This window comes from Cupriavidus sp. GW821-FHT07C08 (assembly GCF_059419025.1).
The window spans coordinates 257,046-281,881 of sequence record NZ_JBWKQZ010000003.1 but is presented as its reverse complement, the minus strand read 5'-3'; the positions used below and the strand labels follow the sequence as shown (position 1 = coordinate 281,881).

The following is a 24,836-nucleotide window of genomic DNA, read 5'->3' as shown; positions in this document are numbered from 1 at the left end:
CCATGTCTGCTACCCGCCGATCCTTCCATACGCTGCTCGTTGCCAATCGCGGCGAGATCGCGGTGCGCATCATGCGCACCGCCCGCCGCCTCGGGCTGGCTACCGTGGCCGTCTATTCCGAAGCGGACCGCCACAGCCCGCACCTTGCCTGCGCCGACCGTGCCGTGTGCATCGGCGCCGCCGCGCCGCGCGAGTCGTACCTGAACATTGCCGCCATCGTCGAAGCGGCCCGCGCCAGCGGTGCCGATGCGGTGCACCCCGGCTATGGCTTCCTGGCCGAGAACGCCGCCTTTGCCGAGGCGGTCACCGCCGCCGGCCTGGTCTTCGTTGGCCCGCCCGCCGCGGCGATTCGCGCCATGGGCAACAAGGCCGAAGCCAAGCGGCTGATGCTGGCTGCCGACATGCCCTGCGTGCCCGGCTATCAGGGGGCCGCGCAGGATGACGCCACGCTGCTGGCCGAGGCCGGGTCCATCGGCTTCCCCCTGATGGTCAAGGCCGCGGCGGGCGGCGGCGGGCGCGGCATGCGGCTGGTGCGCGACGCGGCGGCGCTGCCCGCGGCGCTGTCGAGCGCACGCTCCGAGGCGGCGGCGGCCTTCGGCTCCGACGAGCTGATCCTCGAGCGCGCCGTGATCGCGCCGCGCCACGTGGAGATCCAGGTCTTTGCCGATACCCACGGCAATGTCATCCATCTCGGCGAGCGCGACTGCTCCGTGCAGCGCCGCCACCAGAAGGTCATCGAGGAAGCGCCGTCGCCCGCGGTCGGCCCGGTGCTGCGCGCGCGCATGGGCGAGGCCGCCGTGCGCGCGGCAAAGGCCATCGGCTACGTCGGCGCCGGCACCATGGAGTTCCTGCTCGATGCCGAGGGCAGCTTCTACTTCATGGAGATGAACACGCGGCTGCAGGTCGAACACGCCGTGACCGAGGCCATCACCGGCTTCGACCTGGTCGAATGGCAATTGCGCGTGGCGGCGGGCGAGCCGCTGCCGGTCACGCAGGACCAGGTCCGGCTCAACGGCCATGCCATCGAAGTGCGACTCACCGCCGAGGACGTGCCGGCCGGCTTCCTGCCGCAGGGCGGGCCGCTGCTGCGCTGGCGCCCGCCCGCCGCTGGTCTCGATGTACGTGTGGACCATGCGCTGGAAGAGGGCGGTGCTATCCCCACCCACTATGACTCGATGGTCGCCAAGCTGGTCGCGCATGGCGCCGACCGCGAAGAGGCGCGCCGCAAGCTGCTGCGCGCGGTGCAGGACTGCGCGCTGCTGGGCGTGCCCACCAACCAGGGGTTCCTGGCCGCGTGCCTGGCGCACCCGGCATTCGCCGGCAATGACGTGCATACGGGCTTTGTCGACATCCACATGCAGGCGGCGCTGCAGGCCCCGGTGGCTCCGGTGCATGTGACGGCAAGCGCCGCGCTGGCCGCGTCGGGGCTGCTGGGCGGCAACGGCAAGCCGGCCACGCTTGCGCGTGCGGCTTCCAGCGTGGTGCTGAATGCGGCCGGCAAGGCCTGGGAAGCGTTCCTGCGCGTGTCCGCCGACGGCTGGCGCGTCAGCCTGCGCCAGCGCGGTGAAGACCACGCGCCGGTGGAATGCAGGCTGCGCGTGCTGCGCGCCGATGCCGCCAACGGCACGGCCCTGGTCGAATGCGACGGCGTGGCCTATCCGCTGGTGTTCGCCGCCGAAAAGCACGCGCTGCACCTGTTCCAGTCCGGCCGCGCCTGGCACTTCCCGCTGCACGATCCGCGCCGCCGCCGCGATGCGGGCGACGCCGACGGCGCGTTGCAGGCGCCGCTGACGGCCCGCATCGTCGCGGTCAATGTGGCCGAGGGCGACCACGTGGAAGCGGGCCAGGCGCTGGTGGTGCTGGAGGCCATGAAGATGGAGCACACCATTTTGGCGCCGTTTGCCGGCGTGGTGGCGGAGGTGCCCGCGCGCGCCGGTGGGCAGGCCAGCGCCGGTTCGTTGCTGGCGCGGGTGGAGGCCGATGTGGCCGCAAAGGAAGAAGCATGAGCGAATCCATGCAAGGCGAAGTGCGCGCCGGCAAGACTGTGCGCATCGGTGGCGCTTCCGGCTTCTGGGGCGATTCCGCCACCGCCACGCCGCAACTGCTGGCGGTGCCCGGCCTGCAATACCTGGTCTATGACTACCTGGCCGAGACCACCATGTCGATCCTGGCACGCGCCCGCGCCAAGGATCCGGCGCAGGGCTACGCCACCGACTTCGTGCACGCGGCGATGGGACCGAACCTCGGTGAAATCCTGCGGCGGGGGATCCGTGTCGTTGCCAATGCCGGCGGCCTCAATCCGCACGGCTGCCGCGACGCACTGCTCAAGGTGGCGGCGCAGCAGGGGCTGTCGCCGCGCATCGCGGTGGTCAGCGGCGACGACGTGCAGCCGCGCTTCGCGCAGTGGTGCGCCGAGGGGCTGGCTGACCTTGCCGGCAATCCGGTGCCAACCACCGAGCCCTGGTCGGCCAACGCCTACACCGGCGCGCAAGGCATTGCCCGCGCGCTGGCGCTGGGCGCGGATATCGTCATTGCCGGGCGCTGCGTCGACAGCGCCGTCGTGGTGGGCGCGCTGGCCCACGAGTTCGGCTGGAGCTGGGCCGATTGGGACCGCCTGGCGGCCGGCACGCTGGCAGGCCACGTGATCGAGTGCGGTGCCCAGGCCACGGGCGGGCTGTTTACCGACTGGCAGCGTGTGCCGGGCTGGGAGCGCATGGGCTATCCGGTGATCGACTGCGCGCACGACGGCAGCTTCGTGCTGAGCAAGCCAGAGGGAACTGGGGGACTGATCGACCCGGCCGCGGTCGCGGAGCAGGTGCTGTATGAGGTCGGTGATCCCGCCAACTACCTGATGCCGGACGTGACCTGCGACTTCCGCATGGTGCGCACGGAACTGGTCGAGCCCGGGCGCGTACGCGTGCATGGCGCGCGTGGCCGGGCACCCGGCACGCACTACAAGGGCAATGCCACCTGGCAGGATGGGTACCAGATCAGCCTGATGATGGCGATCCGCGGCATCGATGCCCCCGCCAAGGCGCGCCGCACCGCCGAGGCGCTGCTGGCGCGCACCCGCGCCATGCTGGCCGAACGCCAGATGCCGGACTACACCGAGACCGTGGTCGAACTGCTCGGCTGCGAATCGCAGTATGGCCCGCATGCGCGCGCGTTGCCGACGCGGGAAGTGGTGCTGCGCATCGGCGCGCGCCATCCGCTCGCCAGGGGGCTGAGCTTCCTGCAGCGCGAATGCTCTTCCGCGGGGACGTCCATGGCGGCCGGTACGCGCTCTTCCTTTGCGGGTCGGGTCGACATCCAGCCCGTGGTGAAGGTGTTTTCCTTCCTGGTGCCCAAGTCGGAGGTGCCGATGCGCGTGGAGTTCGAGGCTGGCGAGATCCTGCTGCCCAACGCCGCAGCGAGCGCGGCGCAGGAGCCGCCGGTCGCGCTCGACGCGCCGGCATCGCCTGCGCTCCTCCATGAGCCGCGCGTCGAGCGGCCACTGGTCACGCTTGCCTATGCGCGCAGCGGCGACAAGGGCGATGACGAGAACATCGGCGTGATCGCCCGCAAGCCAGAGTACCTGGCACTGCTGCGCGAGCAACTCACCCCGCAAGCCGTGCGCGCGTACTTTGCCCACCTGGTGCAGGGCGAGGTCGAGCGCTTTGACGTGCCTGGCCTGCACGCGCTGAACTTCCTGATGCACGGCGCGTTGGGCGGTGGCGGCGTGGCCAGCCTGCGTTCGGACCCGCTGGGCAAGAGCTACGCGCAGTTGCTGCTGGACTTTCCGCTTTCCGTACCCCGCAGCTGGGCATAGACCCGGCCAGAGACCTTGCGTGCCGGCACTGGCGCGCGCAACCAGGAGGAGACATGACCCGACCCAAGCCCGAAGCGCGCATCCGGCGCCAGCTATGCCTGGGCCTGTTCGCAGGACTGGCCGCAGGCAGCCTCGCCGGCCCCTTGCCCGCCATGGCGCAGGGCGACGCCTATCCCAACCGCCCGATCCGCGTGGTCGTGCCGTACACGCCCGGTGGTGTGTCAGACGCGGTGACGCGGCTGGTGATGCAGAAGCTGGCGCAACGCATCGGCCAGCCGGTGGTGGTGGAGAACCGCCCCGGCGCCAACGGCATGATCGGCTCGGAGAACGTCGCCAGGTCCGCGCCAGACGGTTATTCGCTGCTGGTGGTGGTGGCCGGGCACGCCATCAATCACAGCCTGTATCCGAAGATGGGCTATGACCCGCTCAAGGACCTCACTGGCGTCAGCATGATCGGGCGGATTCCGCTGCTGCTGGTCTCCAGCGCGCAGCTGCCGCCGACCACGGTGAAAGAGCTGGTGGGCTGGGGCAAGGCCAATCCCGCGAAGATGACCTTTGCCTCCAGCGGCAATGGCTCCGGCGCGCACCTGGCGGGCGAGCTGTTCGCGCAGTCGGTCGGCATGCAGATGACGCACGTGCCTTACAAGGGCATTTCGCCGGCGCTGCCTGATTTGTTCTCGGGGCAGGTTGCCATCATCTTCGATTCGGTGCAGACCATGATGCCGCAGGTGAAGGCGGGCAAGGTGCGCGCGCTGGCGATCTCCAGCCCGACGCGCTGGCCGGCCGCGCCGGAGGTGCCGACCATGGCCGAAGCCGGTTATCCGGGCGTCACGGCAGGCAGCTGGATCGGCCTGATCGCGCCGGCGATGACGCCGCCGGCGGTGCAGGCAAAGCTGGCCCGGGAAATGGAAGCGGTCCTGCAGCAGCCTGACGTACGGGCAAGGCTGATCGACTATGGGATTGATCCGGTCGGCGGCAAGCCGGAGCAGTTCCAGGCGTTCATCAAGGCCGAAGCGGTGCGATGGGGTGAAGTGGTGAAGAAGGGCGGGCTGCGCCTGGAGTAAGAGGAAGGCGGCTGCGGACGGCACCTGCCGGCACCGTCCGCGGCTTGCTACAGGCTCAGTTGCTTCGCCGCCAGGTCCTTCATGATTTCCTCGGCGCCGCCGCCGATCATCATCACCTTGACCTCGCGATACAGGCGCTCCACCCGGCTGCCGCGCATATAGCCCATCCCGCCCAGCAACTGCACCGCGCGGTCCGCGCAGAACTGGAAGGTGCGCGTGGCCATGTTCTTGGCCATTGCGATCTGCGCCACCGGCGCGGCGCCGTCATCCAGGCGCGCGGCCAGGTCGTCCAGCAGGGCGCGCGTGGATTCGATGCGCGTGGCCATGTCCACCAATTGGTGGCGTACCACCTGGTGGTCGGCCAGCCGCTTGCCGAAGGTGCGCCGTTCGCGCGCCCACGCCAGCGCGTCATGGAAGCAGACCTGCGCATAGCCGCAGGCGGCCGCGGCCAGCGCCAGCCGCTCGTGGTTGAAATTCTTCGTGATGGCGGCAAAGCCCTTGCCCTCCTCGCCGATCAGGTTTTCCACCGGCACGCGGCACCCGTCGAAGAACAGCTGCGCGGTGTCGGACGCCCACCAGCCCATCTTCTTCAGCGGCGTGCGCGTCAGGCCCGGCGTATCGCCCTCGATCAGCAGCAGCGACACGCCGCCGGAACCCGGGCCGCCGGTGCGCACGGCCACCGTGAAGTAGTCCGCGCGCATGCCGGAGGTGATGTAGAGCTTGGTGCCGTTGACCACGTAGTGGCCGCACTCGCGCCGCGCGCTGGTGGACAGCTGCGCCACGTCGGAACCGGCGTCGGGCTCGGTGATGGCGAGCGCGGAGATCTTCTCGCCGGCAAGGATCTGCGGTAGCACGCGCGCCTTCAGCGCCTCGCTGCCCACCGCGGCGATCGGTGGCGCGCCGATGGTGTGCGAGAACAGCCCCGAGGCGATGCCGCCCGAGCCGCCCCAGGCGCGCTCTTCGAACAGGATCATGCGATAGAAGGCATCGCATGGGGCGCCACCGTATGCTTCCGGAAAGCCCGGCTGCAGCAGGCCGGCTGCGGCGGCCTTCCGGTACAGCTCGCGCGGGAAGCTGCCGGCTTCGTCCCAGGCCTCGGCGTTGGGTGCCACCTCTTTCTCGAAGAAGCGCCGCACGCTGGCGCGGAAGGCTTCGTGGTCGGCGCTGTAGTAGCGTGGATTTGGCGGTTGCAGGGTCATGGTGTCTCTGATTTGGTGGCTGGCGTCAGGCACTGCGGCAGCGTGTAGAGCGGGAAGCCGTTGAAAGGCTCCGAGCGCTGGTGCTCGGGCTGCGGCCAGGTGTGCTTGGCGTTGGGCACGCCGCCGTCGACACGGATGGTCGAGCCGGTGATGAAGGCCGCCGCCGGCGAGAGCAGGAACACCACCGCCGCTGAGACTTCGGCTTCGGTGCCCAGGCGCTGCAGCGGCACCTTGCGCGCCAGCTGGCGGATCTTGGCCTGGAATTCCGGCGGGTAGGTGTCAAAGCCGCTGGAAGCGATCCAGCCTGGCGCCACCGCGTTCACGCGCACGCCTGCAGCGGCCCATTCGCAGGCGGCGGTCTCGGTGAAAGACAGCATGCCGGCGCGCGCGGCACCCGAATGGCCCATGCCCGGCATGCCATTCCACATATCGGCAATGATGTTGACGATGGCGCCGCCGTTGGCTTCCATCCATTGCGTGAAGCACTCACGTGCCACCAGGAAGCCGCCAGTAAGGTTGTTGCGCACCACGGCTTCCCAGCCCTTCAGGCTGATATCGCGCAGCGGCGACGGAAACTGCCCGCCGGCGTTGTTGAAGAGGCCGTTGATGGCGCCGTGCGCGGCCAGCACGGCGGCTACGGTCTCGCGCACCTGGGCCTCGTCGCGGATGTCGCAGCTGTGCAGCGTGATGCGGCTGGCGGCTTCGGGCTCGACGGCGATGATCTCGGCCTGCACCTGCTCAAGCTTCTCGAGCTTGCGGCCGGCCAGCGCAAGGCGTGCGCCAAGACTGGCCAGTTCGTGTGCCGTGCAACGGCCGATGCCGCTGCCGGCGCCGGTTACCAGCACCGTGCGGCCGACGAACAGGCCGCGATGGAATACGGAACGATAGGACATGGTGGTCTCCGCGGTCATGGATTGGCCGTCAGGCCGAGGCGCTTCACCAGCTTGCCCTGGCTCTCGTAGCGCTGGCGCGCGAAGGCGGTGTAGTCGGCGCTGTTCAGGTAGGCGCTCTCCTGGTCGAACCGCTCCAGCACCTTCTGCATGGCGGGGTCGTTCAAGGCCTTGCGAAACGCATCGTGCAGCACCTGCACGGACTGCGGGTCCATGTTGCGGGGCCCGGCGATGCCGAACGGCGAGGTCGACACCATGTCGATGCCGACATCGCGCAGCGTTGGCACGCGGGTCCAGCGCCGCGAGTGCTCGGCGGTCCACAGCACCAGCCAGCGCGCCTTGCCGCTGTCGACATAGGGACCGATGCCGCCGGCCGTGACCGCCAGGTCGATATGGCCGCCGAGCATTGCGGTGATGATCTCGGACTCGCCCTTGTAGGGCACATGGTTGAGTTCGATGCCGAGCTTTCCGCTGATCTCTTCCATCGTCACATGCATGGTGCCGTTGGTGCCGGTGCTGCCATAGCTGATCTTGCCGGGACGGCGCCGGGCATCCTCGACCATGTCCTGCCAGGATTTCCATGGCGCGTCGGCGCGCGCCGCCACCCCCAGCGTGTAGCCGGTCAGGTGGATCACATAGGTGAAGTCCCGCAGCGGGTCGAACTGCGTCTTCTGCAGGTGAGGCAGCCGGAACACCGGTTCCGGGATCACGGTCAGGGTGTAGCCATCCGGCCTGGCCCGCGCCACGACATTGGCGCCCAGTACGCCCGCCGCGCCCGGGCGGTTTTCCACGACGACAGGCTGGCCCAGCGTCCTGGCCGCGCCATCGGCCAGCGTGCGCACCAGCGTATCGGTGGCGCCGCCCGCCGCGAAGGGGACGATCAGCGTGACCGGCTGGGTGGGAAAACTGTGCGCCAGTGCCTTGCGCGATGCCAGGGCGCCGAGCGGGGCCAGGGCGCCCATTGCCAGCAGCGTGAGCGTGTCGCGGCGGCGGCCGTCCACGATCCCGGGTCTGGTGATATCCCGCGTCATTGCGCACCTCCCTCGGGGTTCTGAGGCTGCATCAGGACCAGCGCGTCGAGGGCGACGGCACCGCGCCCGGCAGCGCGCACCAGCATGGGATTCACTTCCATTTCGGCGAGGCTGTCGCCCAGCGACATGGCGGCGTCGGAGAGCGAGGCAATCGCGTCGGCCGCCGCGTCGATGTCGGCCGCGGGCTTGCCGCGGAAGCCTGTCATCAGCCGGTAGCCGCGCAGGCTCGCCAGCATGTCGCGCGCCATGGCGCGGTCCACCGGCAGCAGGCGGTGCGCGACGTCGTGGAAGATCTCGGTGAAGATCCCGCCCATGCCTACCGTCATGGCCAGGCCGAAGACCGGGTCGCGCGTCACGCCGACGATCAGTTCGCACACGCCGCTCGCCATTTGCTGCACCAGCACGCCGCGCTGTCGTGCCTGCGGCAGCGCCTGCGCGGCGGCGGCAGCCACCTCGGCCGCCGCCTCGCGCACCTGCTGGGCGTTGGCCAGTCCCAGCCGGACGCCGCCGACCTCGGTCTTGTGCACGATGTCCGGGCTCAGCACTTTCACCGCGACCGGGAAGCCGATGGCTTCGGCGGCGCGCGCGGCGTCCTCGGGCGTGGCCGCGGCCGCCTCCGCGCCGACCGGCACGCCGAAGCCCGCCAGCCACTGCTTGGCCTGGTGCTCGTCCATGGCGCCGGAAGGCGCGCGGGCGGCCGCGTCGCCGCCGGCCTGCGCGCGCAGCGCCATCCAGTGCGAGGTCGGCGCCGCCGTGCCGAGCCAGCCCACGTACGTGCCCAGGGCCCGGGCCGCGCGTGCGCAATCCGGGAACAGCGCCACACCGGCACCAGCCAGCCGTGCGCGGCTGGCCGGCTCGCCCGTGGTGGCGACGACGATCAGGCGATCGGTCTTGCCCACCACCTCGATCAGCTCGTCGGCCACGCGATCCAGCAGGTAGGCGGTGGCGTAGAGGAAGATGACGTCGATGCCGTCAGTGGCGGCAAGGTTGTCGAGCACGGCGTAGGCCAGGCCGCTGCGGTTGAACAGCTGGCCGGTCAGGTCGACGGGATTCGCCACCGCGCCGAGCTCCGGCACGCCCGCCAGCAGGCGCTGCTGTACCGCCTCGGGCAGGCGCGGCACGTCGAGTCCGGCAGCGCTGAGCAGGTCAGCCGACAGGGCACCCATCGCGCCCGACACGGAAGCCACCACCACCCGGCGCCCCGCGCTGCGATGGCGGAAGCCGGCCAGGTAGGCCAGGTCGGTCAGGTGGGTCGGATCACCCGCCTGCATCGCGCCGATCTGGGCGAAGGCGGCGCGGTAGATGGCCTGGTTGCCGGCCAGCACGGCGGTATGGGATTGAGTGGCCGCCGAACCGGCCTCGCTTTCGCCGGCCTTCAGCAGGATCAGTGGCTTGTTTGCCGCGCGCAGGCGCGCCGCGGCTTCGATGAAGCCACTGCCGTTGCGCAGGCCCTCCACGTAACCGACCACGGCCGCGGTTTGCGGATCGTCTGCGAGGTAGTCGAGGTAATCCGAATAGTCCAGGCAGGCTTCGTTGCCGGTATTGATGAACTGGTGGAAGCCCACGTCCATCTGCCTGCCTGTGGCGTAGACGATGGCGCAGACGTTGCCGCTCTGGGTCAGCAGGCTCACGGCACCCGGGCCGTCCTGCGGCGGGAACGCGCGGAACGTGGTGGCAAATGCGGTGATGGCGCGCGTGGTCAGGTTGGCCAGCCCCATGCAGTTGGGTCCGGCGATCGCCATGCCTCTCTCGCGGGCGAAGGCCGCAAGTGCGGCCTGGCGCCCGGCACCAGCTTCACCGGCCTCGGCAAAGCCCGAGGCGTAGACGATGGCGGCACGGACGCCGCGGGCATAGCAGCGCTGCAACTGCGGCAGCACCTCGTCCGCGCCGAGCGCCAGCACCGCCACGTCAGGCACCTGCGGCACGGATTCGATATCGGGATAGCACGCCAGGCCGGCGATCTCCGCATAGCGCGGATTGATCGGATACACCTGGCCCTGGTATCCAAGGCGCTGCAAGTGGTCCAACGCCACGCCGCCAATGCGGCTGGTATCGCGCGAGGCGCCGATCACGGCTATCGAGGCAGGATCAAGCAGCTGCGGCAGGGCGGCGCGGCCCGGTGCGCGCGCCGAAGTGGAAAGGGGCATCGTCGTCTCCATCCTTCCTCGGTCGGAAGGTGCCCCGATTCAAGCCGATCACGTGGTTGGCGACAAGCGCATGGTCTCCGGCTGTGCACATTGTGCACAAGTCTTCAGGCATTGGCGGCCCTTGCCTGCGGGAGCGGCCTATCGGTCACCGTGCGCCGGCCGTCAGTCATTCACCGCGCCAGCCTCGCAATGATCGCCTCGGCCAGCCGCACGCAACTCAGCGGCGCGCAGCCCTCGGCGTTGTTGCTGACAATGACGATGGCAGGCTGCCCCGCGCGCAGCGTGCGCGCCACCACATCGGCGATGGCATGGCGGGTGTCGGGGTCGTCGTCGACGATGCGGTCGAAGGGTGCGTACAGCTTTTCCGCGTAGGCGTAGGGCCGGCCCCCATGCAGCATCCAGCGCAGCACCAGCGGACCCGGCGCTTCCTCGTCCAGCAGCGCCTGCGCCGCGGCCTGGCGCGGCACCGGCGGCAGGCGGTCGCGTGCCGACAGGCAGAAGCGCACGCCGTGGCGGCGCAGCAGCCGGATGTAGCGCGGCGTCAGCAGTGCCGGGTCGCGCAGCTCAACCGTGTAGCACGCATGCGGGGTGATCGACGGGTCGAGCGCCGGCAGCGCGCCCAGGAAGGCGTCGAGCCGTTCCAGGAACACGGCGCTGTCGGCCAGCGGACCCATCGGCGACAGCTGGAACAGCAGCGGCCCGCATTTGCTGCCCAGCCCGCTGGTGGCAGGCACGATGAAGTCGCGCACCGCGATCTCCGCATCCAGGAAGGCGGCGTTGGCCAGCCGGCCGGCGCCGTCGGAGCCGCGCAGCCAGGCATCGCAGACACTCGCGGGCGCCTTGACCAGGAAGCGGAAGCCATCGGGGACCTGCGCGGCGTAGGACAGGTAGTCCGCCAGCGGGATCGGCCCGTAGAAGCCGCGGTCGATGCCGGCGGCGCGCAGCAGCGGATGGCGCGAATACGCGGCCAGGCCCTTGCGCGACAGCAGGCTGTCGCCGTACTCGCCGTCATAGACCAGCCCGTTCCAGCCGGGGTAGGCCCAGGAGGACGTGCCGAAGTACAGGTTCGATGGCAGCTGCACAGCGAGCGCGCGCAAGGCTTCATTCGCCTGTGCGGGTTGCACGCTCTTGCCGCGCGCGGGTTTGCCGGAGGGGGCGGGCGGGACGGCCGCGCCCGGGTGGGAGGCGGGCCGTTCCGGAAGGGCGGGTGGGGTGGGCAGGGGCAGCCCGCCAAAGAGGTCTTCAGTCAATCGCCAGCGTTGCCTTCAGTCGTTGCGGCCAATGGGTTGGTCGTAGATATAGCGGCGCGACCACGGCAGCGTATCGGCTGGCAGCCCGGCCTTGTGGCAGAGCACCTGGTAGATCGACATCTTCTCGGTGTCGAAGGCATGCGCGCAGCCGGCCAGGTAGACCCGCCAGATGCGGTACTTCTTCTCGCCGACCAGGCCGCGGATGGTGTCGCCGCGGGCCTCGAAGTTGTCGGCCCAGTGGTGCAGCGTCTGCGCGTAGTGGCGGCGCAGCAGTTCGACGTCGAAGGCTTCCAGGCCGCCTTGCTGCAGCGTGCGCAGCACCAGCCCGATATGCGGCAGCTCGCCCTGCGGGAACACATAGCGGTCCATGAACTCGGCGCCGTCCATCGGCGTCGCGCCGTTGTCCGGGTCGGGCGAGGTGATGCCGTGGTTCATTGCATAGCCGTCGTCGGCCAGCAGTTCGCGGATGCGGCTGAAGTAGCCGGGCAGGTTGTCCTTGCCCACATGCTCGAACATGCCGACGCTGGTGATGCGGTCGAAGGTGCCGGCGGTGTCGCGGTAGTCCTGCAGCCGGATCTCGATGCGGTCGGACAGGCCCGCGGCCCTGACGCGCTCGGTGGCCAGGTCGAACTGGTTCTGCGACAGCGTGATGCCCACGCAGCGCGCCCCGAACTTCTGCGCGGCGCGCAGCACCAGCGCGCCCCAGCCGCAGCCGATGTCCAGCAGCGTCTGGTCCGGCTGCAGCCGGATCTTGGTCAGGATGTGGTCGATCTTCTTGAGTTGCGCCGTGGCGAGGTCTTCGTCGCCGTGCTCGAAGTAGGCGCAGGAGTAGACCATGTTGGGATCGAGCCAGAGCTTGTAGAAGTCGTTGGAGACGTCGTAGTGGTACTGGATCGAGTTCTTGTCTTCCTGCTTGGTATGCGTGAAGTGCTGCGCCACCTTGAACAGCGCACCGCCGGCGCGGTGGGTGGCCGCGGCCGAGAAGCCGTAGGCGACCTTGATGATGTCCGTCAGCCTGCCCTCGAAGTCGATTTTCTCCTGCACATACGCTTCGCCCAGGTTGTCCAGGCTCGGCGTCAGCAGCAGCGGCAGGGCCGCGGCCTCGCGTACGGTCAGCGTGACAGCCGGCTTGTCGAAGTGCCCGAGCGGGTATTCGGTGCCATTCCACAGCCGCAAGCTGACCGGCAGATTGGCATTCTCTCGCAGGTCGGCGATCCAGTTGTCGAGTTGCTTTTCCAGGGCTTGCTTGAAAAACATGCGCTTTACCTCCTGATGGTTGCGGCACACGCTTCGGCCGAGGCATCAGGCAAGGTTGGTACTGAGCTGGAACCTTGCCCAATCCATCGCGAACGCTGCAAGAAAAGAGTAGCCAAGCGACGCCTGTCTCACTTTAGTCCAATTCCGCAGCTTGTGCAGCGCACCGTCCAGAAGACTCCACTACCGACCCGTTCGGCGCTGTTGGCGCATGTTCAGGTGCGCGCCAACCGCTTCAGGGCGACAGCCGCACGATCTGCCAGTCGCCGCCGGGTTGCAGGCGGAAGGCGATGCGGTCATGCAGCCGCGACGGGCGGCCCTGCCAGAACTCCAGCGCGGTCGGCACCAGGCGGTAGCCGCCCCAGTGCGGCGGGCGCGGCGGGTTTTCGCCGAACTTGCTGCGGTATTCCTGCTCGCGCTGCTCCAGCACGTCGCGGCCGGGCACCTCGCGGCTTTGCTCAGAGGCCCAGGCGCCCACGCGAGAGCCCAGCGGGCGCGTGGCGAAATAGGCGTCGCTCTCGTCGTCCGAGACTTTCTCGACGTGGCCTTCGACGCGTACCTGGCGCTCCAGTTGCACCCAGTGGAACAGCAGCGCCGCGCGCGGGTTTGCCGCCAGGTCCAGGCCCTTGCGGCTTTCGTAGTTGGTGAAGAAGGTGAAGCCGCGGTCGTCGATGCCCTTGAGCAGCACGATGCGCGCGGAGGGCTGGCCGTCGGCGTCGACCGTGGCCAGGGTCATGGCATTGGGTTCGGGCAGCTTGGCCATGACCGCCTCGTCGAACCAGCGTTTGAACTGGCTCATCGGGTCGGGCGCTACGTCGGTTTCGGACAGAGAGCCCAGCACATAGGTACGGCGAAGGTCGGCAAGTTGAGTCATGTCGCAATCATCAGGATATCGGTCGGGATGCGCGGTGCGCCCGGGGGCGGGGGCCGCAGGTCCGGCTGATTCGAGTATAGCGAATGCATCGGGGATCGCATTTGCGTGGCGACAAGCGTATCGGCAGCGCCACCTGCCGCGGGGGCTAAACCGGCGGCGGCAGCACCTTGCGCCCCTGGCGCCGCGAGTAGTAACCGACCGCGCCCATCGCGCCCGCCATCGACAGGAAGATCGGCAGCATGCCCAGTGCCGTGCCGACCACGCCAAACGTGAGCGGCCACACCACCTGGCTGGTATTGAGCACCGCTGAGCGCAGGCCCAGTGCCTCGCCGGCGCGGCCGTGCGGCGAAGCCGTGTGCAGGATGTTCATGACATTGGGCTGGGCGCTGCCCAGCGCCAGGCCCAGCACGAAGGCCAGCCCGCACATCAGCCAGAAGTGCGTGACGAAGGGGTAGGCCAGGTAGGCCAGCGCGCCCACCAGCAGCGCGCTGCGGATGATCTTCCACTCCGAGAGCCGGCGTGACACCGCCGGCATTGCCACGCGGATGGCAAAGGTGGCCATGGCGAAAGCGCCCAGCACCCAGCCGATCGATGACGGCGACAGGCCGATGCGCGAGCCCTGGATCGGGATCAGGAAGGCGTGCAGGTCCCATGCGGCGGACAGCACCGCGCTGGCGATGAAGACTGCGCGCAGCTCGGGTTGCTGCAGCAGGTCCAGCGTGGAACGGCGGCTGCCGTTCTCGATGGCGATGCGCCCGGCATTGCCGCCTTGCGCCGGCAGGCGCGGACGCAGCCATTGCAGGCCGGCCTGGCCGACCAGCGCCACCGCCACCAGCACCATGAAGGCGGGCCGGAAGCCCGCATGCTCGATCACATAGCCCATCGTCACCGGCCCGAGCGTGCCGGACACCGACAGCCCCAGCGCATGCCAGGTGTAGTTGCGCAGCCGGGTCTCATTGGTGGAGACCTGGCCGATCAGCAGCTGCATCGCCACCTGCACCAGCATGAAGCCCACGCCGATCAGCGCGCATGACAGGTACAGCGCGCCGAGGTCGTGCCAGAGCGCCGGCAGCAGCGTGCCCGCCACCACCATCAGCGAGCCCGCGGTCATCGGCTTGCGCGGCCCGATCTCGTCGATGCGCTTGCCGGCGCGGATTGCCAGCAGCATCGGCAGCAGCGCATACAGCGACATCAGCACGCCGAGCGTGACGGTGGAGGCTTTGAGGGAAATCGCGAACAGCGACACCACCACGCGGCTGGCATTGAAGGCCACGTGGTTGCACACCGTCAGCGCGATCAGCCAGGTGATCGGCGGGACGGCGGCGTGCGGCAGCGACATGGGAACGGGGGCTCGCGGTGACCGCGCTCATGGCGGCCGGCGGCCGTGCCGAGGCGGAAAACAAAGAGGAAACAAAGGGCGGCCGCAGCCGCGCCTTCAGAAGGATGCAGACGGGCGAACCCGCACCGCATCCGATGCTTGCCATGCTTAAACTTCTTGTAAATGGCCGTTTAATTATGCGCCCGACGTGGGCGCGGCACAACGGCTGTGTGCGGCAGGATGTCGCAGCGGGGCAAAGTGTTGCGATTTTGCTTCAGACAAGGGCGGACATGTGGCCGCCAGGCGACGCGCCATGGTTTGCACGCGCCTCAACCGCCCTTGTACAGGGGATCGTTGTCCGGGCGCGCCGGTGCCGGCGCCGGCTTGCGCTCCTCGCGCTCGCTGGCGCGTGCCGGCTGGCGGGTCTGGGCGTCAGCCTGCGCGGCGGTCCCCGGCGTTTCCTTCGGGATCGGCTTGCCGGCGGTCATGCCGGCGGTCTTGCCGGTCCTGGGATCCTTGTAGGTCTTGCCCGGCGGCGGCGCGACCGGGCGTTTGCGCAGGTCGGCCAGCAGCGTTGCGCACAGGTTGTCTTCGCCGCCCGGGGACAGGTCCACCAGCGGCAGCACCGCCGTCGCCACCGGTGCCAGCAGCGCCAGCGACAGCGCGCCGCCGGCGCGCAGCGCCAGCACCCCGATATCGGGGCTGACGGACGGCTTCTTCATGGTGCCGCCCACGTACAGCGGTGAGCGCAGCGAGAACACGCGCAGGCCCTTGGAGTCCGGGTGGATGGTCAGCGCCAGCTTTTCATTGCGCAGGTCGATGCCGCCGGTAGTCTCGATCACAGCATCGTCCGTATCCAGCACGAAGGTGCGTGCGCGCGCGATGCCGTCGGTGAAGGCAAAGTCGCTGACGCCGCAGTTGATCCGTACCGGCCTGTCGCCGAACAGCTTGCGGATCACCACGCTGCCCACGTTCAGCCCCATCGCTTCAAGCAAGAACTTGCTGACCGTGCCGTTCTCGACCAGCAGCTTGGCTTCGCCGTTGGAAGAGGCCATCAGCGCCGCCACTGAATTGCCGGTGGCCGAGAGCTTGGCGCTGCCGTTGAGTTCGCCGATGCTGGCGCGCATCAGGTCAAAGGTGGGGAACAGCTGCTTGAGTTTCATGTGGCGCGCGGTCATGTCGACCGTGGCCCCCATCGGCTCGCGCTTGCCGTCCAGGCGCATGGTCGACACCAGGTTGCCGCCGGCGACGCCGAAGTTGAGCGGGTCCAGCAGCAGCACGCCGTCCTGCAACTTCAGGTGGGTGACCAGGTCGCTGATCGGCAGTTCGGCATCGCGGATGATGCGCTTACCGGTGAAGTGCACGTCGGCATCGATCTCGTCCCAGCGCTCAGTGCGGAACGGGGCCACCGGCAGGGCCTTGTCGGCGGGCTGGGCTACCGGGCTGTCCTTGGCGGGGCGGCCGGGTTTGGCATCGGCGCCGATCAACGGGGCCAGGTCGACAAAGCGCAGCTGGTTCGACACCAGGTTGCCCGCCAGCAGCGGACGCGGGTCACGCTTGGTGAAGGTCAGCGTGCCGGACAGGTCGCTGCCGCCGACGCGGCCGGTGAACTTCTGGTATTCGTAGATCGAGCCTTCCTTGCGCAGCGTTGCCATCAGCCGGCCGCGGGTCTGGTACGGGGGCGTGGACGGCAGCACCACGCCGGTCAGCGCATAGAGCTTGGCCATGCTGTCGCCGGCCAGCGTCAGATGCACGTCCAGCGCGGCCAGATGGGCGGGGTTGGTCACGGTACCTTCGATCACGGCGCGGGTGGTGCCAACCCGCACATCGGCCAGGATCGGGAAGGGCACGTCGGTGTTGCGCAGGCTCAGCACCGTGCCGGCCTTGCCGCTGGCGTTGATGGTGGCCTCGTTGTAGCGGCCGGTGGCTTTCCAGCGCACGCCGTAGCGGCCGTTGGCGGCGGTGGCCGAGGCCGGCGGGCCCGATGCGCCGGGTGCGCTGGCCGCGCCGGATGCCGAAGCCGCCGGCGCGGAGGCTGCCGCGGCCGCACTGGCGGGCGGCCCGGGCGGCACCTGGGACGCCTCGGGTGCTACCAGTGCGCCGTCGCGGGCCTTGTCATAGAGCGGGTTCTCGCCGATGGTGTCGAGTTCCGCCTGCAGCTCGATCTTCTTGAACTGGTCAGCCAGCGCCAGGTTGCCGCGCGCCAGCACCACCTCGCCGATATCCAGCTCCCATTCGGACGGGCCTTTCTTGGGGCCGAACTCAAGGGTCCAGTTGTTGCGGGCGTCCGGCAGGCGCTCCAGCCACACCGCCGGGGTGTCGACGACAATGGTCGGCACCGCGATCTGGTGCGCCAGCAGCGGTATCGGACGCAGCACGAAGATCAGTTCGCGCACGGTCGCCAGATTGGGCTGCTTGGCCCAGTCGGTATTGCCGATGGTGATGTCGCGCGCCGACAGCCGTGGCCACGGCACCAGCGTATGCCAGCCTTTCTCGCCCTCACCGTGGCGCCAGGTCACGGTCAGGTCGCCGTTGATGGCAAAGGGGCGGCCGATGGCCTCCGAGACGCGGTCGTTGAGCCAGGGCTTGAGGCGGTTCCAGTCGAAGGTCAGGATCAAGACCACCAGCAGCGCGATCAGCGCAACCGGTGTCAGCACACTCCACAGAACAACCTTGCGGCGCACGGGCATGAGGCGGGCTCTCCTGTCTGGCGGGGGGCAGGGCCGGGGCCGCCCACGCCAGCGCGGGGCGGCGAACGGACCACTGCACGTCTATTGTATAGTTGCGCGCTTCCCGCTTTTGTCGGGGATTGGCTGACATCGCCGCCGGAAAATGCCGGATTCTTGCCCCGCTGCAGCCGGGCGCCGACCTGCCGATCTCCATCGACCCGATTCCTCCAGCATGAACGATGCCGCACACGAGCTGGCCGGCCTGCCCGAGCCGCTGACCCACGAAAGCCCGGCCGAAGATGACTACCACCGCCGCTTCGGCGGCGTGGCACGGCTCTATGGCGCCGCCGGCCTGGCCCGCCTGGAGGCGGCCAGCGTGTGCGTGGTCGGCATTGGCGGCGTCGGCAGCTGGGCGGCCGAGGCGCTGGCGCGCAATGCGGTCGGGCGCATCACGCTGATCGACCTGGACCATATCGCGCTGTCCAACACCAACCGCCAGATCCATGCGCTGGGCGATGCCTACGGGCGCGCCAAGGTCGAGGCGATGGCCGAGCGCATCGTGGCCATCAACCCGCGCTGCCAGGTGACCCAGGTCGATGATTTCGTCACGCCGGACAACGTGCCCGAGCTGCTCGGCGCCGGCTATGACTATGTGATCGACGCCATCGACGCGGTGCGCGTCAAGACCGGGATGCTGGGCTGGGCCCGGCGCCAGGGCGTGCCGGTGATCACCTGCGGCGGCGCGGGCGGCCAGCTCGACCCCACGCGCGTGCGCATCGACGACCTGGCGCGCACGATCCAGGACCCGCTGCTGTCCAAGGTGCGCGCCGGCCTGCGCAAGCAATGGGGCTTTACGCGCGACCCGAAGAAGAAGTTCGGCATCGCCGCGGTCTATTCGGACGAGCCGCTGCAATACCCCGAACCCGAGCAGCAGGCCTGCGAGATCGACGAGGCGCCGCCGCTGGACGGGCAGCCGGGCCAGCCAGCCATGCGCGGCCCGCAGGGGCTGGCGTGCGCGGGCTTTGGCTCGTCGGTGGCGGTGACGGCGGTGTTCGGCTTTGTCGCGGCGTCGGCGGTGATCGGCGAGATCGCGCGCGGCTGAAGCCGCCCGGGCCGTTTAGGCGCTCAGCGCGCGCAGCAGCCCGTCGATCTCGGCGTCGCCGGGTGCCTGGTTGTCGAAGAAGATCAGTTCCGGATAGTCCTCGGGTGCCGGCATGAAGCGCCGCGTGCGGTAGGCCTCCCAGTGGTGCAGCTTGTAGGCATCGTTGGGGTTGCCGCGTTTGATGATGCGCGCATGCGCCTCGTCTTCCGGCAGGTGGACCCACACGATGCGCACCGTGGTGCCGTCTGGCACGTGCAGCCAAGCCGGATCGTTCAGCAGGTGGGCGCGGATCTCGCGCGACAGCGGGCCGATCACGATCACGCTGATGCCCAGCGCCAGGTTCTCGCGCGCGGTGTCGAGCAGGCCCTGGTATTCCGGGTCGCGCAGGTTGTCCAGGTAGGCCGGGCTGTCGCGGTCATTGGGGTCGCCGGTGATCGCGGCCATGGCCGCGGCGCTGTAGCGGCCGTACAGGGTATCCTTGTCGAGCAGGCAGAAAGGTTCGCCGGTGGCCTGCATCAGCGGGCCGATCAGGCGGTGGGCGAGGGTGGTCTTGCCGGTGCCGGCATGGCCGCAGAAGAAGATCAGTCGTGGCATGAGGGATAGGTGTAGCGGACAGGGCGCATCGCCCACAGCATACCCCTGGCTTGCGCCAGATCAGCCCCGGGCCGCGCCGATTCGGTATCCTTGCCGTTTTCTCCCACGATTGCCGTCAATCCCATGGACGCCAAAGACCAGCTCTCCTCCGCCGGCCTGCCGGACCACCTCCATCTGGGTGAACCGGTCACCGACGCCACCCATGCCGAGTTCGTGCAGCTGCTGGCCGCGGTGGCCGGCGCCGACGACGCCGGCTTCCTGGCGGCGATGGACGCATGGATCGACCATACCCGCCATCATTTCGCCCAGGAAGAGCAGTGGATGGAGGCGATGGGCTTCGGCCCGCGCCATTGCCATGCGGGCGAGCACCAGCAGGTACTGGCCGTGGCCGTCGCGGTGCGCGACAAGGTGCACACCGATGCCGAGTTCCAGCTTGGCCGCCGGTTGGTGGCCGAGCTCTCGGGCTGGTTCGACCATCATGTCAAGTCGATGGACGCGATGATGGTGGAGCATATGCGCGAGCACGGCTTCACGCTGGTCGAAGGGCCCGTCACCGCGGCCTGAGCACCGTCAGGCCGGGTGCGCGGCGTCGCGGTCGATCACCACGAAATACTTGCGCACCGGCGCCAGCACCTCGAACAGCCCGGTAAAGCCGGCCGGGATCACGCAGGCGTCGCCGGGGCCGAAGTCGCTGGCCTGGCCGGCATCGTCGCTGATGCGGATCCGGCCGCTGATGACATGGAAGAACTCTTCCTTGCCGGCCGGGAAGGCGATGCGCCACGCCCCCGGCTCGCACGCCCAGATGCCGCAGTCGAAATCGCCGTGCTGCGCGCTGTAGTGCGTCCAGGTGGTGCGGTCGGGGTTGCCTGACACCAGCCGGTCCGGGCGCGGGCGGTCGTGGCTGGGGGCGGGCTCGGTCTTGAAGTCGATCAGGCGGGGCGCTGGCATGGCGGATGGCAGGAAAAATGGCGGAACTGAGTCCGCCAGTTTACCTCGCCGGGGCCGCGGCCCGGCCGCTCAGTTCAGCGCCGTGCTCAGCTGGCGGCGCCAGCGCGACACCACGTCGGGCCGGTCGGCCAGCATCTCGAACACCGACAGCATGGTCTTGCGGCCGATATCGTCCTCGAAGGTGCGGTCGGTGCGCACGATTTCCAGCAACTGCTCCAGCGCCGGCTCGTACTGCTGGCGCGCGATCAGCAGCCTGGACAGGTCCAGGCGCGCGGCCAGGTCGCGCGGGTCGGCGGCGATGCGCGCGCTCAGGGTGGACTCGTCCGGCAGGCCGGACAGGCCCTCCATCGCGTCCATGCGCATGCGCAGCGCAGCATGGGCGTCCTGCTGCTCGGCCTGCGGCGACAGGGCTTCGAACTGCGACCTGGCCTCGGCGATCGCATTGCCGTCCAGCAGGAAGCCGATATAGGCCAGCCGGGCGGCGTCGGTCTCGGGGTCGAGTGCAATGGCTTCGTCAAACTTCGCCTCGGCGCCGGCCCGGTCGCCCTCGGCGGCCAGTTGCAGCGCGTCATGCAGGGCTACCTGCGCGGGCTTGGGCATCAGCCGCCCCAGGAATTCACGCAGGCCAGACTCAGGCAGCACGCCGATGAACTGGTCCACCGCTTCGCCGTCGGCAATTGCCACCACGTGCGGGATGCTGCGCACACCGAAGTGCGCGGCCAGGTCCTGGTTCTCGTCGACATTGACCTTGACCAGCTTCCACTGACCACTGGCCTCGGTCTCCAGCCGTTCCAGCATCGGGCCCAGCGTGCGGCAGGGGCCGCACCACGGCGCCCAGAAGTCGACCAGCACGGGTGCCTGGCGCGAGGCCTCGATCACTTCGGTTTCGAAATTCTGCAGGGTGACGTCGCTCATGGGGAATCCTGGATCGGGGAGAGGCGGGAGCGGCCAGCTTGGGCGGGCCGCAAGTCAGGGCAATCTATACCCCTATTGTGAGGGCGAAGGCGCCGAATGCAACGCCCGGTGCCGATACCGCGCCCGCGGGGTTCGGGAAAGTCTGTGGTTGAAAATAGAACGATCGTTCGGTTATAGTCCTTGACCATACCGAAAGACCCGGTCCGCGAGACCGCACAGGAGACGTTGCATGCAGACCCCAGCTCGCCCGCATTTCCAGTTCTGGCCGAAGCGCCTGCCGACCGCCATCGTGCTGCCGGAGACCTCGCTCTGGGCCAACCTGGAAGTCTCGGCGCTCCGCTATGCCGACAAGGCCGCGATCCGCTACTTCGGCAATGCCATCACCTTCCGTGAACTGGAGGCGCAGGCCACCGCGCTGGCCGGCTGGCTGCAGCAGAAGGCGGGCGTGAAGAAGGGTGACCGGGTGCTGCTGTATATGCAGAACTGCCCGCAGTTCATCGTCAGCTACTACGCTATCCTGCGCGCCGACGCGGTGGTGGTGCCGGTCAACCCGATGAACCGCGCCGAGGAGTTCAAACACTACGTCACTGACGCGCAGGCGCGCGTGGCGATCTTCACCGCCGACCTGGCCGCCGGGGTCGAGCAGGCGCAGGCGGAGCTGGCGCCGGCCGAGCGCCTGCAGCATTTGCTGGTGACCCAGTATGCCGATGCGCTGCCGCCCACGCACGAACACCCGGAAGACGCGGCGCCGGCCTGGTTGACCACGCCGCATCCGCTGCCCGCGGGCGCCACCGCGTGGCCCGAGGCGCTGGGCGCCGGCCTGCAGCCCGGCCCGCACACCGCCGGCCCGGACGACATGGCGGTGATGCCCTACACCTCGGGCACCACCGGCTTCCCCAAGGGCTGTATCCACACGCACCGCTCGGTGATGCACAACATCGTTGGCGGCGCGACCTGGTCGGGCTCGGGCGCCGAATCGGTAATCCTGTCGGTGCTGCCGCTGTTCCACGTCACCGGCATGCAGTACGGCATGAACGGCCCGATCTACAGCGGCGCCACCGTGGTGATGCTGCCGCGCTGGGACCGCGAGGTGGCCGGCCGCCTGATCTCGCGCTACCAGGTCACGCACTGGACCAATATCCCGACCATGGTGATCGACTTCCTGGCCAGCCCCAACCTGGACCAGTTCGACTTGTCCAGCCTGCGCTACATCGGCGGCGGCGGCGCGGCCATGCCGCAGGCCGTGGCCGAGCGCCTGCGCGAGCAGTTCGGGCTGAACTACCTGGAAGGCTACGGCCTGTCCGAGACCATGGCGCCGACGCACAGCAACCCGTCGGACCGGCCCAAGCTGCAGTGCCTGGGCGTGCCGACCTTCAACACCGACGCGCGCGTGGTCGACCCGGTCACGCTCAAGGAACTGCCGCCCAACGAGATCGGCGAGATCATCGTCAGCGGCCCGCAGGTGTTCAAGGGCTACTGGGGCAAGCAAGAAGCCACCCGCGACGCCTTCATCGAGTTCCAGGGCAAGACCTTCTTCCGCACCGGCGACCTGGGCCGCATGGACGAAGAGGGCTACTACTTCATCACCGATCGCCTCAAGCGCATGATCAATGCGTCTGGCTTCAAGGTGTGGCCGGCCGAGGTGGAGAACCTGCTGTACAAGCATCCGGATGTGCAGGAGGCCTGCATCATCGGCACGCGCGACCCGTACCGCGGCGAGACCGTCAAGGCGGTGGTGGTGCTGCGCGCCCATGCCAGGGGCAAGACCACGCCGGAGCAGATCATCGAATGGGCCAAGGAGAACATGGCCGCCTACAAGTACCCGCGCGTGGTGGAGTTGGTTGAGGCGCTGCCGAAGTCGGGCACCGGCAAGGTGATGTGGCGCCATCTGCAGGAAAGCGAGAATGCGCGCAATGCCGGCGCAGAGGAGAAGCCCGCGGCCTGAGGCAGCCGGGTAGCCAATGAAAAAGGCTGGTCGACCGACCAGCCTTTTTCATTTACGCGGTGCCGGCCCTCAATGCCCCCGCACCCGCATCAGCATCTTCACCATCGTCTTGTAGCCCCGCTCGCGCGCATGGCGCGTGGGGGTCACGCCTTCGCGGTCGGCGAGATTGGCGTCAGCGCCGGCATCCAGCAGCAGCTGCACCGTTTCCTCGTAGCGGGTGCTGCCATCGCCCAGGATCACCGCTTCCAGCAGCGCGGTCCAGCCCAGGTCGTTGACATGGTCCACGGCAACGCCGGCCTTCAGCAGCAGCTTCACCACCTCGACATGGCCGTGCTGGCTGGCGACGATCAGCGCGGTGCCGTCATAGCGGTCGGTGCTGGCCAGGTCGGCGCCGTTGGCCAGGGCCAGGCGCACCACATCGGCCTGGCCGGTGGCGGCGGCCAGCAGGAAGGGGCTGTTGGATTCGGCGTCCTTCAGGTTCACGTCGGCACCGGCCAGCAGCAGTGTGCGCGCGACCTCGGCGCGCCGGTTCTGCACGGCCGCCAGCAGCGCGCTGCGCCCGCGTTCATCTGCGGCGCGCGCCGAGGCGCCGGCGGCCAGCAGGCGCGCCACCAGTTCCTGGTCGCCAGCGCTGGCTGCGGTGATCAGGTTGCGGTCAAGCGTGCCGATAGCGTCGCGGTGAAGAGGCGGCTGCATGGCCGCGCTGCGCGGCGGGCGGGCGGCGGGCTGGCTGGCCGCGCCGCCGGTGGGCCGTGCCGCCAGGGTCTGCCCGCCCTGGACCGCCAGCAGGCCGCCGCCCATCAGCAATCCCATCAGGCCCAGCAGCTCGTTGAGTGCCTGTCTGCGGGTGCGGGCGGCGGGGCGCGTCATGGCGGCAGCTCCTGGGCTCAGACGGTTTCGTGGGGGCTGGCCGGCAGGGGCGCTGCGTGGTCGAGGGCAGCGTGCGCAGCGCGCTCGGCATCGGCGGCATCGTCGGCCTGCAACTGGCGCCAGAGCCGGCCCAGGTAGGGATCGTCGACGCCGTTGGTGGCCAGGCCCAGCAGGGTCTGCTGCAGGTATTCGCGCGCGGGGCCGTACAGTCCGGCAGCGTGGCGCAGGCGCTCGACCACGCGGATATCCGGCAGCCGGCCAGCGTAGGCCTCATGCGAGCGGTTCATGACGAAGGCGAGGGCGCGCTGCTCAGGCGCGCGGGCATCGCCGGTGCGGATGCGCAGCCAGCGCGGATGGTAGGCCCCGGTCAGCATCTCGCGGCGCCACAGCACGCGGAATTCCTGCTCGACCACATGGCTGGGGATGCGGAACACCATGCCGTGGCAGCAGCCGCCACGGTCCAGGCCCAGCACCAGGCCCGGGTTGTCCCAGGTGCCCCGGTTGATGCGGGAATAGAGGTAGAAGCCGCGGTGGTAGCCATGCACCGTGGCGCGCTGGCGCTCGGTGTGCACCACCATCGGGTTCCAGATCAGCGAGCCATAGCCGAACAGCCAGACATCGCCGCCAAGCGCGGGATCTTCCGGGCGGCGCGCCAGCGCATCGGACAGGGACTGCTCCAGCACGGCTTCCGGCAGCAGCGAAGACGCGACCGGAGTACTGCACAGCGAGGTGCGCAGACGGTCGGATTCGAGGTCCTGTCGCGTGATGGCCATGGTGCAAGCATAAATCAAAGCTGCGCCACGGGAAGGTGGGGGAAATGACATAAGTGCCAGTTTTCCTCGGAATTGTCTGAGCGAGCGGGGCGGGTGTGGGCGGTTCGCAACGGTTGCGGCGGCGTGCCGCCTCTGTCACTCGCCGCGGACGAGTGCTGCCGCACCTTTGTCCGCGATCAGGCGGC

At 69.1% G+C, this 24,836-nt stretch carries 20 protein-coding genes; 6 read left to right on the top strand and 14 right to left on the bottom strand.

Annotated features, from left to right (window positions below; translation table 11 throughout):
* Positions 1 to 2: 2 nt before the first annotated feature.
* The 3 genes from AC07UK_RS06470 to AC07UK_RS06460 are packed head-to-tail and all read left to right on the top strand — an operon-like array spanning position 3 to position 4,872.
* Positions 3 to 2,006 (top strand): acetyl/propionyl/methylcrotonyl-CoA carboxylase subunit alpha, encoded by a 2,004-nt coding sequence (locus AC07UK_RS06470; RefSeq protein WP_436222350.1) that lies wholly within the window; start codon positions 3 to 5, stop codon positions 2,004 to 2,006.
* The gene (locus tag AC07UK_RS06465; protein ID WP_436222349.1) at positions 2,003 to 3,808 is read left to right on the top strand and encodes an acyclic terpene utilization AtuA family protein; all 1,806 of its coding nucleotides are present in this window, start codon (positions 2,003 to 2,005) and stop codon (positions 3,806 to 3,808) included. The genes AC07UK_RS06470 and AC07UK_RS06465 overlap by 4 nt, the downstream gene beginning before the upstream one ends.
* Before the next feature lie 53 nt (positions 3,809 to 3,861).
* Positions 3,862 to 4,872: a tripartite tricarboxylate transporter substrate binding protein gene (locus AC07UK_RS06460; protein WP_494685981.1), complete on the top strand. Its 1,011-nt coding sequence runs from the start codon at positions 3,862 to 3,864 to the stop codon at positions 4,870 to 4,872.
* A 47-nt stretch (positions 4,873 to 4,919) separates the two neighbouring features.
* Here the strand turns inward: AC07UK_RS06460 and AC07UK_RS06455 are convergent, their stop codons facing one another.
* The 9 genes from AC07UK_RS06455 to AC07UK_RS06415 form a co-directional block, all read right to left on the bottom strand.
* Positions 4,920 to 6,071, bottom strand: a complete 1,152-nt coding sequence (locus tag AC07UK_RS06455) for an acyl-CoA dehydrogenase family protein (protein WP_494685980.1) — start codon at positions 6,069 to 6,071, stop codon at positions 4,920 to 4,922.
* On the bottom strand, positions 6,068 to 6,964 hold the full coding sequence (locus AC07UK_RS06450) for an SDR family oxidoreductase (RefSeq protein ID WP_436222346.1): 897 nt from the start codon (positions 6,962 to 6,964) through the stop codon (positions 6,068 to 6,070). The genes AC07UK_RS06455 and AC07UK_RS06450 overlap by 4 nt, the downstream gene beginning before the upstream one ends.
* Before the next feature lie 14 nt (positions 6,965 to 6,978).
* Positions 6,979 to 7,992 carry a tripartite tricarboxylate transporter substrate binding protein gene (locus AC07UK_RS06445; RefSeq protein ID WP_494685979.1) on the bottom strand — a complete coding sequence of 338 codons (1,014 nt, stop codon included), beginning with the start codon at positions 7,990 to 7,992 and terminating at the stop codon, positions 6,979 to 6,981.
* Complete coding sequence (locus AC07UK_RS06440) at positions 7,989 to 10,139, bottom strand: acetate--CoA ligase family protein (protein WP_494685978.1); 2,151 nt, start codon at positions 10,137 to 10,139, stop codon at positions 7,989 to 7,991. Before AC07UK_RS06440 ends, AC07UK_RS06445 begins: the two co-directional genes overlap by 4 nt.
* Positions 10,140 to 10,309: 170 nt before the next feature.
* Positions 10,310 to 11,389, bottom strand: coding sequence for a DUF72 domain-containing protein (locus tag AC07UK_RS06435; protein ID WP_494685977.1), 1,080 nt, complete (start codon positions 11,387 to 11,389; stop codon positions 10,310 to 10,312).
* A gap of 15 nt (positions 11,390 to 11,404) precedes the next feature.
* Positions 11,405 to 12,646, bottom strand: coding sequence for a class I SAM-dependent methyltransferase (locus tag AC07UK_RS06430; RefSeq protein ID WP_436222342.1), 1,242 nt, complete (start codon positions 12,644 to 12,646; stop codon positions 11,405 to 11,407).
* 232 nt (positions 12,647 to 12,878) lie between these two features.
* Entirely contained in the window at positions 12,879 to 13,517 is a 639-nt protein-coding gene (gene pdxH / locus AC07UK_RS06425) for a pyridoxamine 5'-phosphate oxidase (RefSeq protein ID WP_494685976.1), read from the bottom strand.
* A 145-nt stretch (positions 13,518 to 13,662) separates the two neighbouring features.
* Positions 13,663 to 14,856 carry an MFS transporter gene (locus AC07UK_RS06420; protein WP_436222341.1) on the bottom strand — a complete coding sequence of 398 codons (1,194 nt, stop codon included), beginning with the start codon at positions 14,854 to 14,856 and terminating at the stop codon, positions 13,663 to 13,665.
* Between the two features lie 308 nt (positions 14,857 to 15,164).
* On the bottom strand, positions 15,165 to 17,525 hold the full coding sequence (locus AC07UK_RS06415) for an AsmA family protein (protein ID WP_436222340.1): 2,361 nt from the start codon (positions 17,523 to 17,525) through the stop codon (positions 15,165 to 15,167).
* Positions 17,526 to 17,736: 211 nt separating this feature from the next.
* Here AC07UK_RS06415 and tcdA point away from each other — a divergent pair, with 211 nt between their 5' ends.
* Positions 17,737 to 18,606, top strand: a complete 870-nt coding sequence (tcdA, locus tag AC07UK_RS06410; protein WP_211980047.1) for a tRNA cyclic N6-threonylcarbamoyladenosine(37) synthase TcdA — start codon at positions 17,737 to 17,739, stop codon at positions 18,604 to 18,606.
* Positions 18,607 to 18,621: 15 nt separating this feature from the next.
* Here tcdA and AC07UK_RS06405 read toward each other — a convergent pair whose 3' ends face one another.
* Positions 18,622 to 19,200, bottom strand: a complete 579-nt coding sequence (locus tag AC07UK_RS06405; RefSeq protein WP_494685975.1) for a P-loop nucleotide/nucleoside kinase family protein — start codon at positions 19,198 to 19,200, stop codon at positions 18,622 to 18,624.
* Between the two features lie 123 nt (positions 19,201 to 19,323).
* Here AC07UK_RS06405 and AC07UK_RS06400 point away from each other — a divergent pair, with 123 nt between their 5' ends.
* Positions 19,324 to 19,764 carry a bacteriohemerythrin gene (locus AC07UK_RS06400; RefSeq protein WP_114131860.1) on the top strand — a complete coding sequence of 147 codons (441 nt, stop codon included), beginning with the start codon at positions 19,324 to 19,326 and terminating at the stop codon, positions 19,762 to 19,764.
* Between the two features lie 6 nt (positions 19,765 to 19,770).
* Here the strand turns inward: AC07UK_RS06400 and AC07UK_RS06395 are convergent, their stop codons facing one another.
* A complete protein-coding gene (locus tag AC07UK_RS06395; protein ID WP_013957582.1) occupies positions 19,771 to 20,148 on the bottom strand; it encodes a cupin domain-containing protein in 378 nt (125 codons plus the stop codon).
* Positions 20,149 to 20,217: 69 nt separating this feature from the next.
* The gene (gene trxA / locus AC07UK_RS06390) at positions 20,218 to 21,063 is read right to left on the bottom strand and encodes a thioredoxin (protein WP_436222338.1); all 846 of its coding nucleotides are present in this window, start codon (positions 21,061 to 21,063) and stop codon (positions 20,218 to 20,220) included.
* Between the two features lie 229 nt (positions 21,064 to 21,292).
* Between trxA and AC07UK_RS06385 the strand changes: the two genes are divergently transcribed.
* A complete protein-coding gene (locus tag AC07UK_RS06385) occupies positions 21,293 to 23,008 on the top strand; it encodes a long-chain fatty acid--CoA ligase (protein ID WP_494685974.1) in 1,716 nt (571 codons plus the stop codon).
* Between the two features lie 69 nt (positions 23,009 to 23,077).
* Here AC07UK_RS06385 and AC07UK_RS06380 read toward each other — a convergent pair whose 3' ends face one another.
* Positions 23,078 to 23,878 carry an ankyrin repeat domain-containing protein gene (locus AC07UK_RS06380; RefSeq protein ID WP_436222336.1) on the bottom strand — a complete coding sequence of 267 codons (801 nt, stop codon included), beginning with the start codon at positions 23,876 to 23,878 and terminating at the stop codon, positions 23,078 to 23,080.
* A gap of 17 nt (positions 23,879 to 23,895) precedes the next feature.
* The gene (locus AC07UK_RS06375; protein ID WP_436222335.1) at positions 23,896 to 24,651 is read right to left on the bottom strand and encodes a gamma-glutamylcyclotransferase; all 756 of its coding nucleotides are present in this window, start codon (positions 24,649 to 24,651) and stop codon (positions 23,896 to 23,898) included.
* Between the last annotated feature and the right edge of the window lie 185 nt (positions 24,652 to 24,836).

Excerpts from the sequence above, each read along its gene's own strand:
- AC07UK_RS06460 (WP_494685981.1), top strand. The coding sequence starts at position 3,862 with ATGACCCGACCCAAGCCCGAAGCGCGCATCCGGCGCCAGCTATGCCTG.
- AC07UK_RS06440 (WP_494685978.1), bottom strand. The coding sequence starts at position 10,139 with ATGCCCCTTTCCACTTCGGCGCGCGCACCGGGCCGCGCCGCCCTGCCG.
- AC07UK_RS06400 (WP_114131860.1), top strand. The coding sequence starts at position 19,324 with ATGGACGCCAAAGACCAGCTCTCCTCCGCCGGCCTGCCGGACCACCTC.
- AC07UK_RS06420 (WP_436222341.1), bottom strand. The coding sequence starts at position 14,856 with ATGTCGCTGCCGCACGCCGCCGTCCCGCCGATCACCTGGCTGATCGCG.
- AC07UK_RS06375 (WP_436222335.1), bottom strand. The coding sequence starts at position 24,651 with ATGGCCATCACGCGACAGGACCTCGAATCCGACCGTCTGCGCACCTCG.
- AC07UK_RS06395 (WP_013957582.1), bottom strand. The coding sequence starts at position 20,148 with ATGCCAGCGCCCCGCCTGATCGACTTCAAGACCGAGCCCGCCCCCAGC.
- AC07UK_RS06465 (WP_436222349.1), top strand. The coding sequence starts at position 2,003 with ATGAGCGAATCCATGCAAGGCGAAGTGCGCGCCGGCAAGACTGTGCGC.
- AC07UK_RS06415 (WP_436222340.1), bottom strand. The coding sequence starts at position 17,525 with ATGCCCGTGCGCCGCAAGGTTGTTCTGTGGAGTGTGCTGACACCGGTT.
- AC07UK_RS06385 (WP_494685974.1), top strand. The coding sequence starts at position 21,293 with ATGCAGACCCCAGCTCGCCCGCATTTCCAGTTCTGGCCGAAGCGCCTG.
- AC07UK_RS06470 (WP_436222350.1), top strand. The coding sequence starts at position 3 with ATGTCTGCTACCCGCCGATCCTTCCATACGCTGCTCGTTGCCAATCGC.
- AC07UK_RS06450 (WP_436222346.1), bottom strand. The coding sequence starts at position 6,964 with ATGTCCTATCGTTCCGTATTCCATCGCGGCCTGTTCGTCGGCCGCACG.
- AC07UK_RS06455 (WP_494685980.1), bottom strand. The coding sequence starts at position 6,071 with ATGACCCTGCAACCGCCAAATCCACGCTACTACAGCGCCGACCACGAA.
- tcdA (WP_211980047.1), top strand. The coding sequence starts at position 17,737 with ATGAACGATGCCGCACACGAGCTGGCCGGCCTGCCCGAGCCGCTGACC.
- AC07UK_RS06430 (WP_436222342.1), bottom strand. The coding sequence starts at position 12,646 with ATGTTTTTCAAGCAAGCCCTGGAAAAGCAACTCGACAACTGGATCGCC.
- AC07UK_RS06405 (WP_494685975.1), bottom strand. The coding sequence starts at position 19,200 with ATGCCACGACTGATCTTCTTCTGCGGCCATGCCGGCACCGGCAAGACC.
- pdxH (WP_494685976.1), bottom strand. The coding sequence starts at position 13,517 with ATGACTCAACTTGCCGACCTTCGCCGTACCTATGTGCTGGGCTCTCTG.
- trxA (WP_436222338.1), bottom strand. The coding sequence starts at position 21,063 with ATGAGCGACGTCACCCTGCAGAATTTCGAAACCGAAGTGATCGAGGCC.
- AC07UK_RS06445 (WP_494685979.1), bottom strand. The coding sequence starts at position 7,992 with ATGACGCGGGATATCACCAGACCCGGGATCGTGGACGGCCGCCGCCGC.
- AC07UK_RS06380 (WP_436222336.1), bottom strand. The coding sequence starts at position 23,878 with ATGACGCGCCCCGCCGCCCGCACCCGCAGACAGGCACTCAACGAGCTG.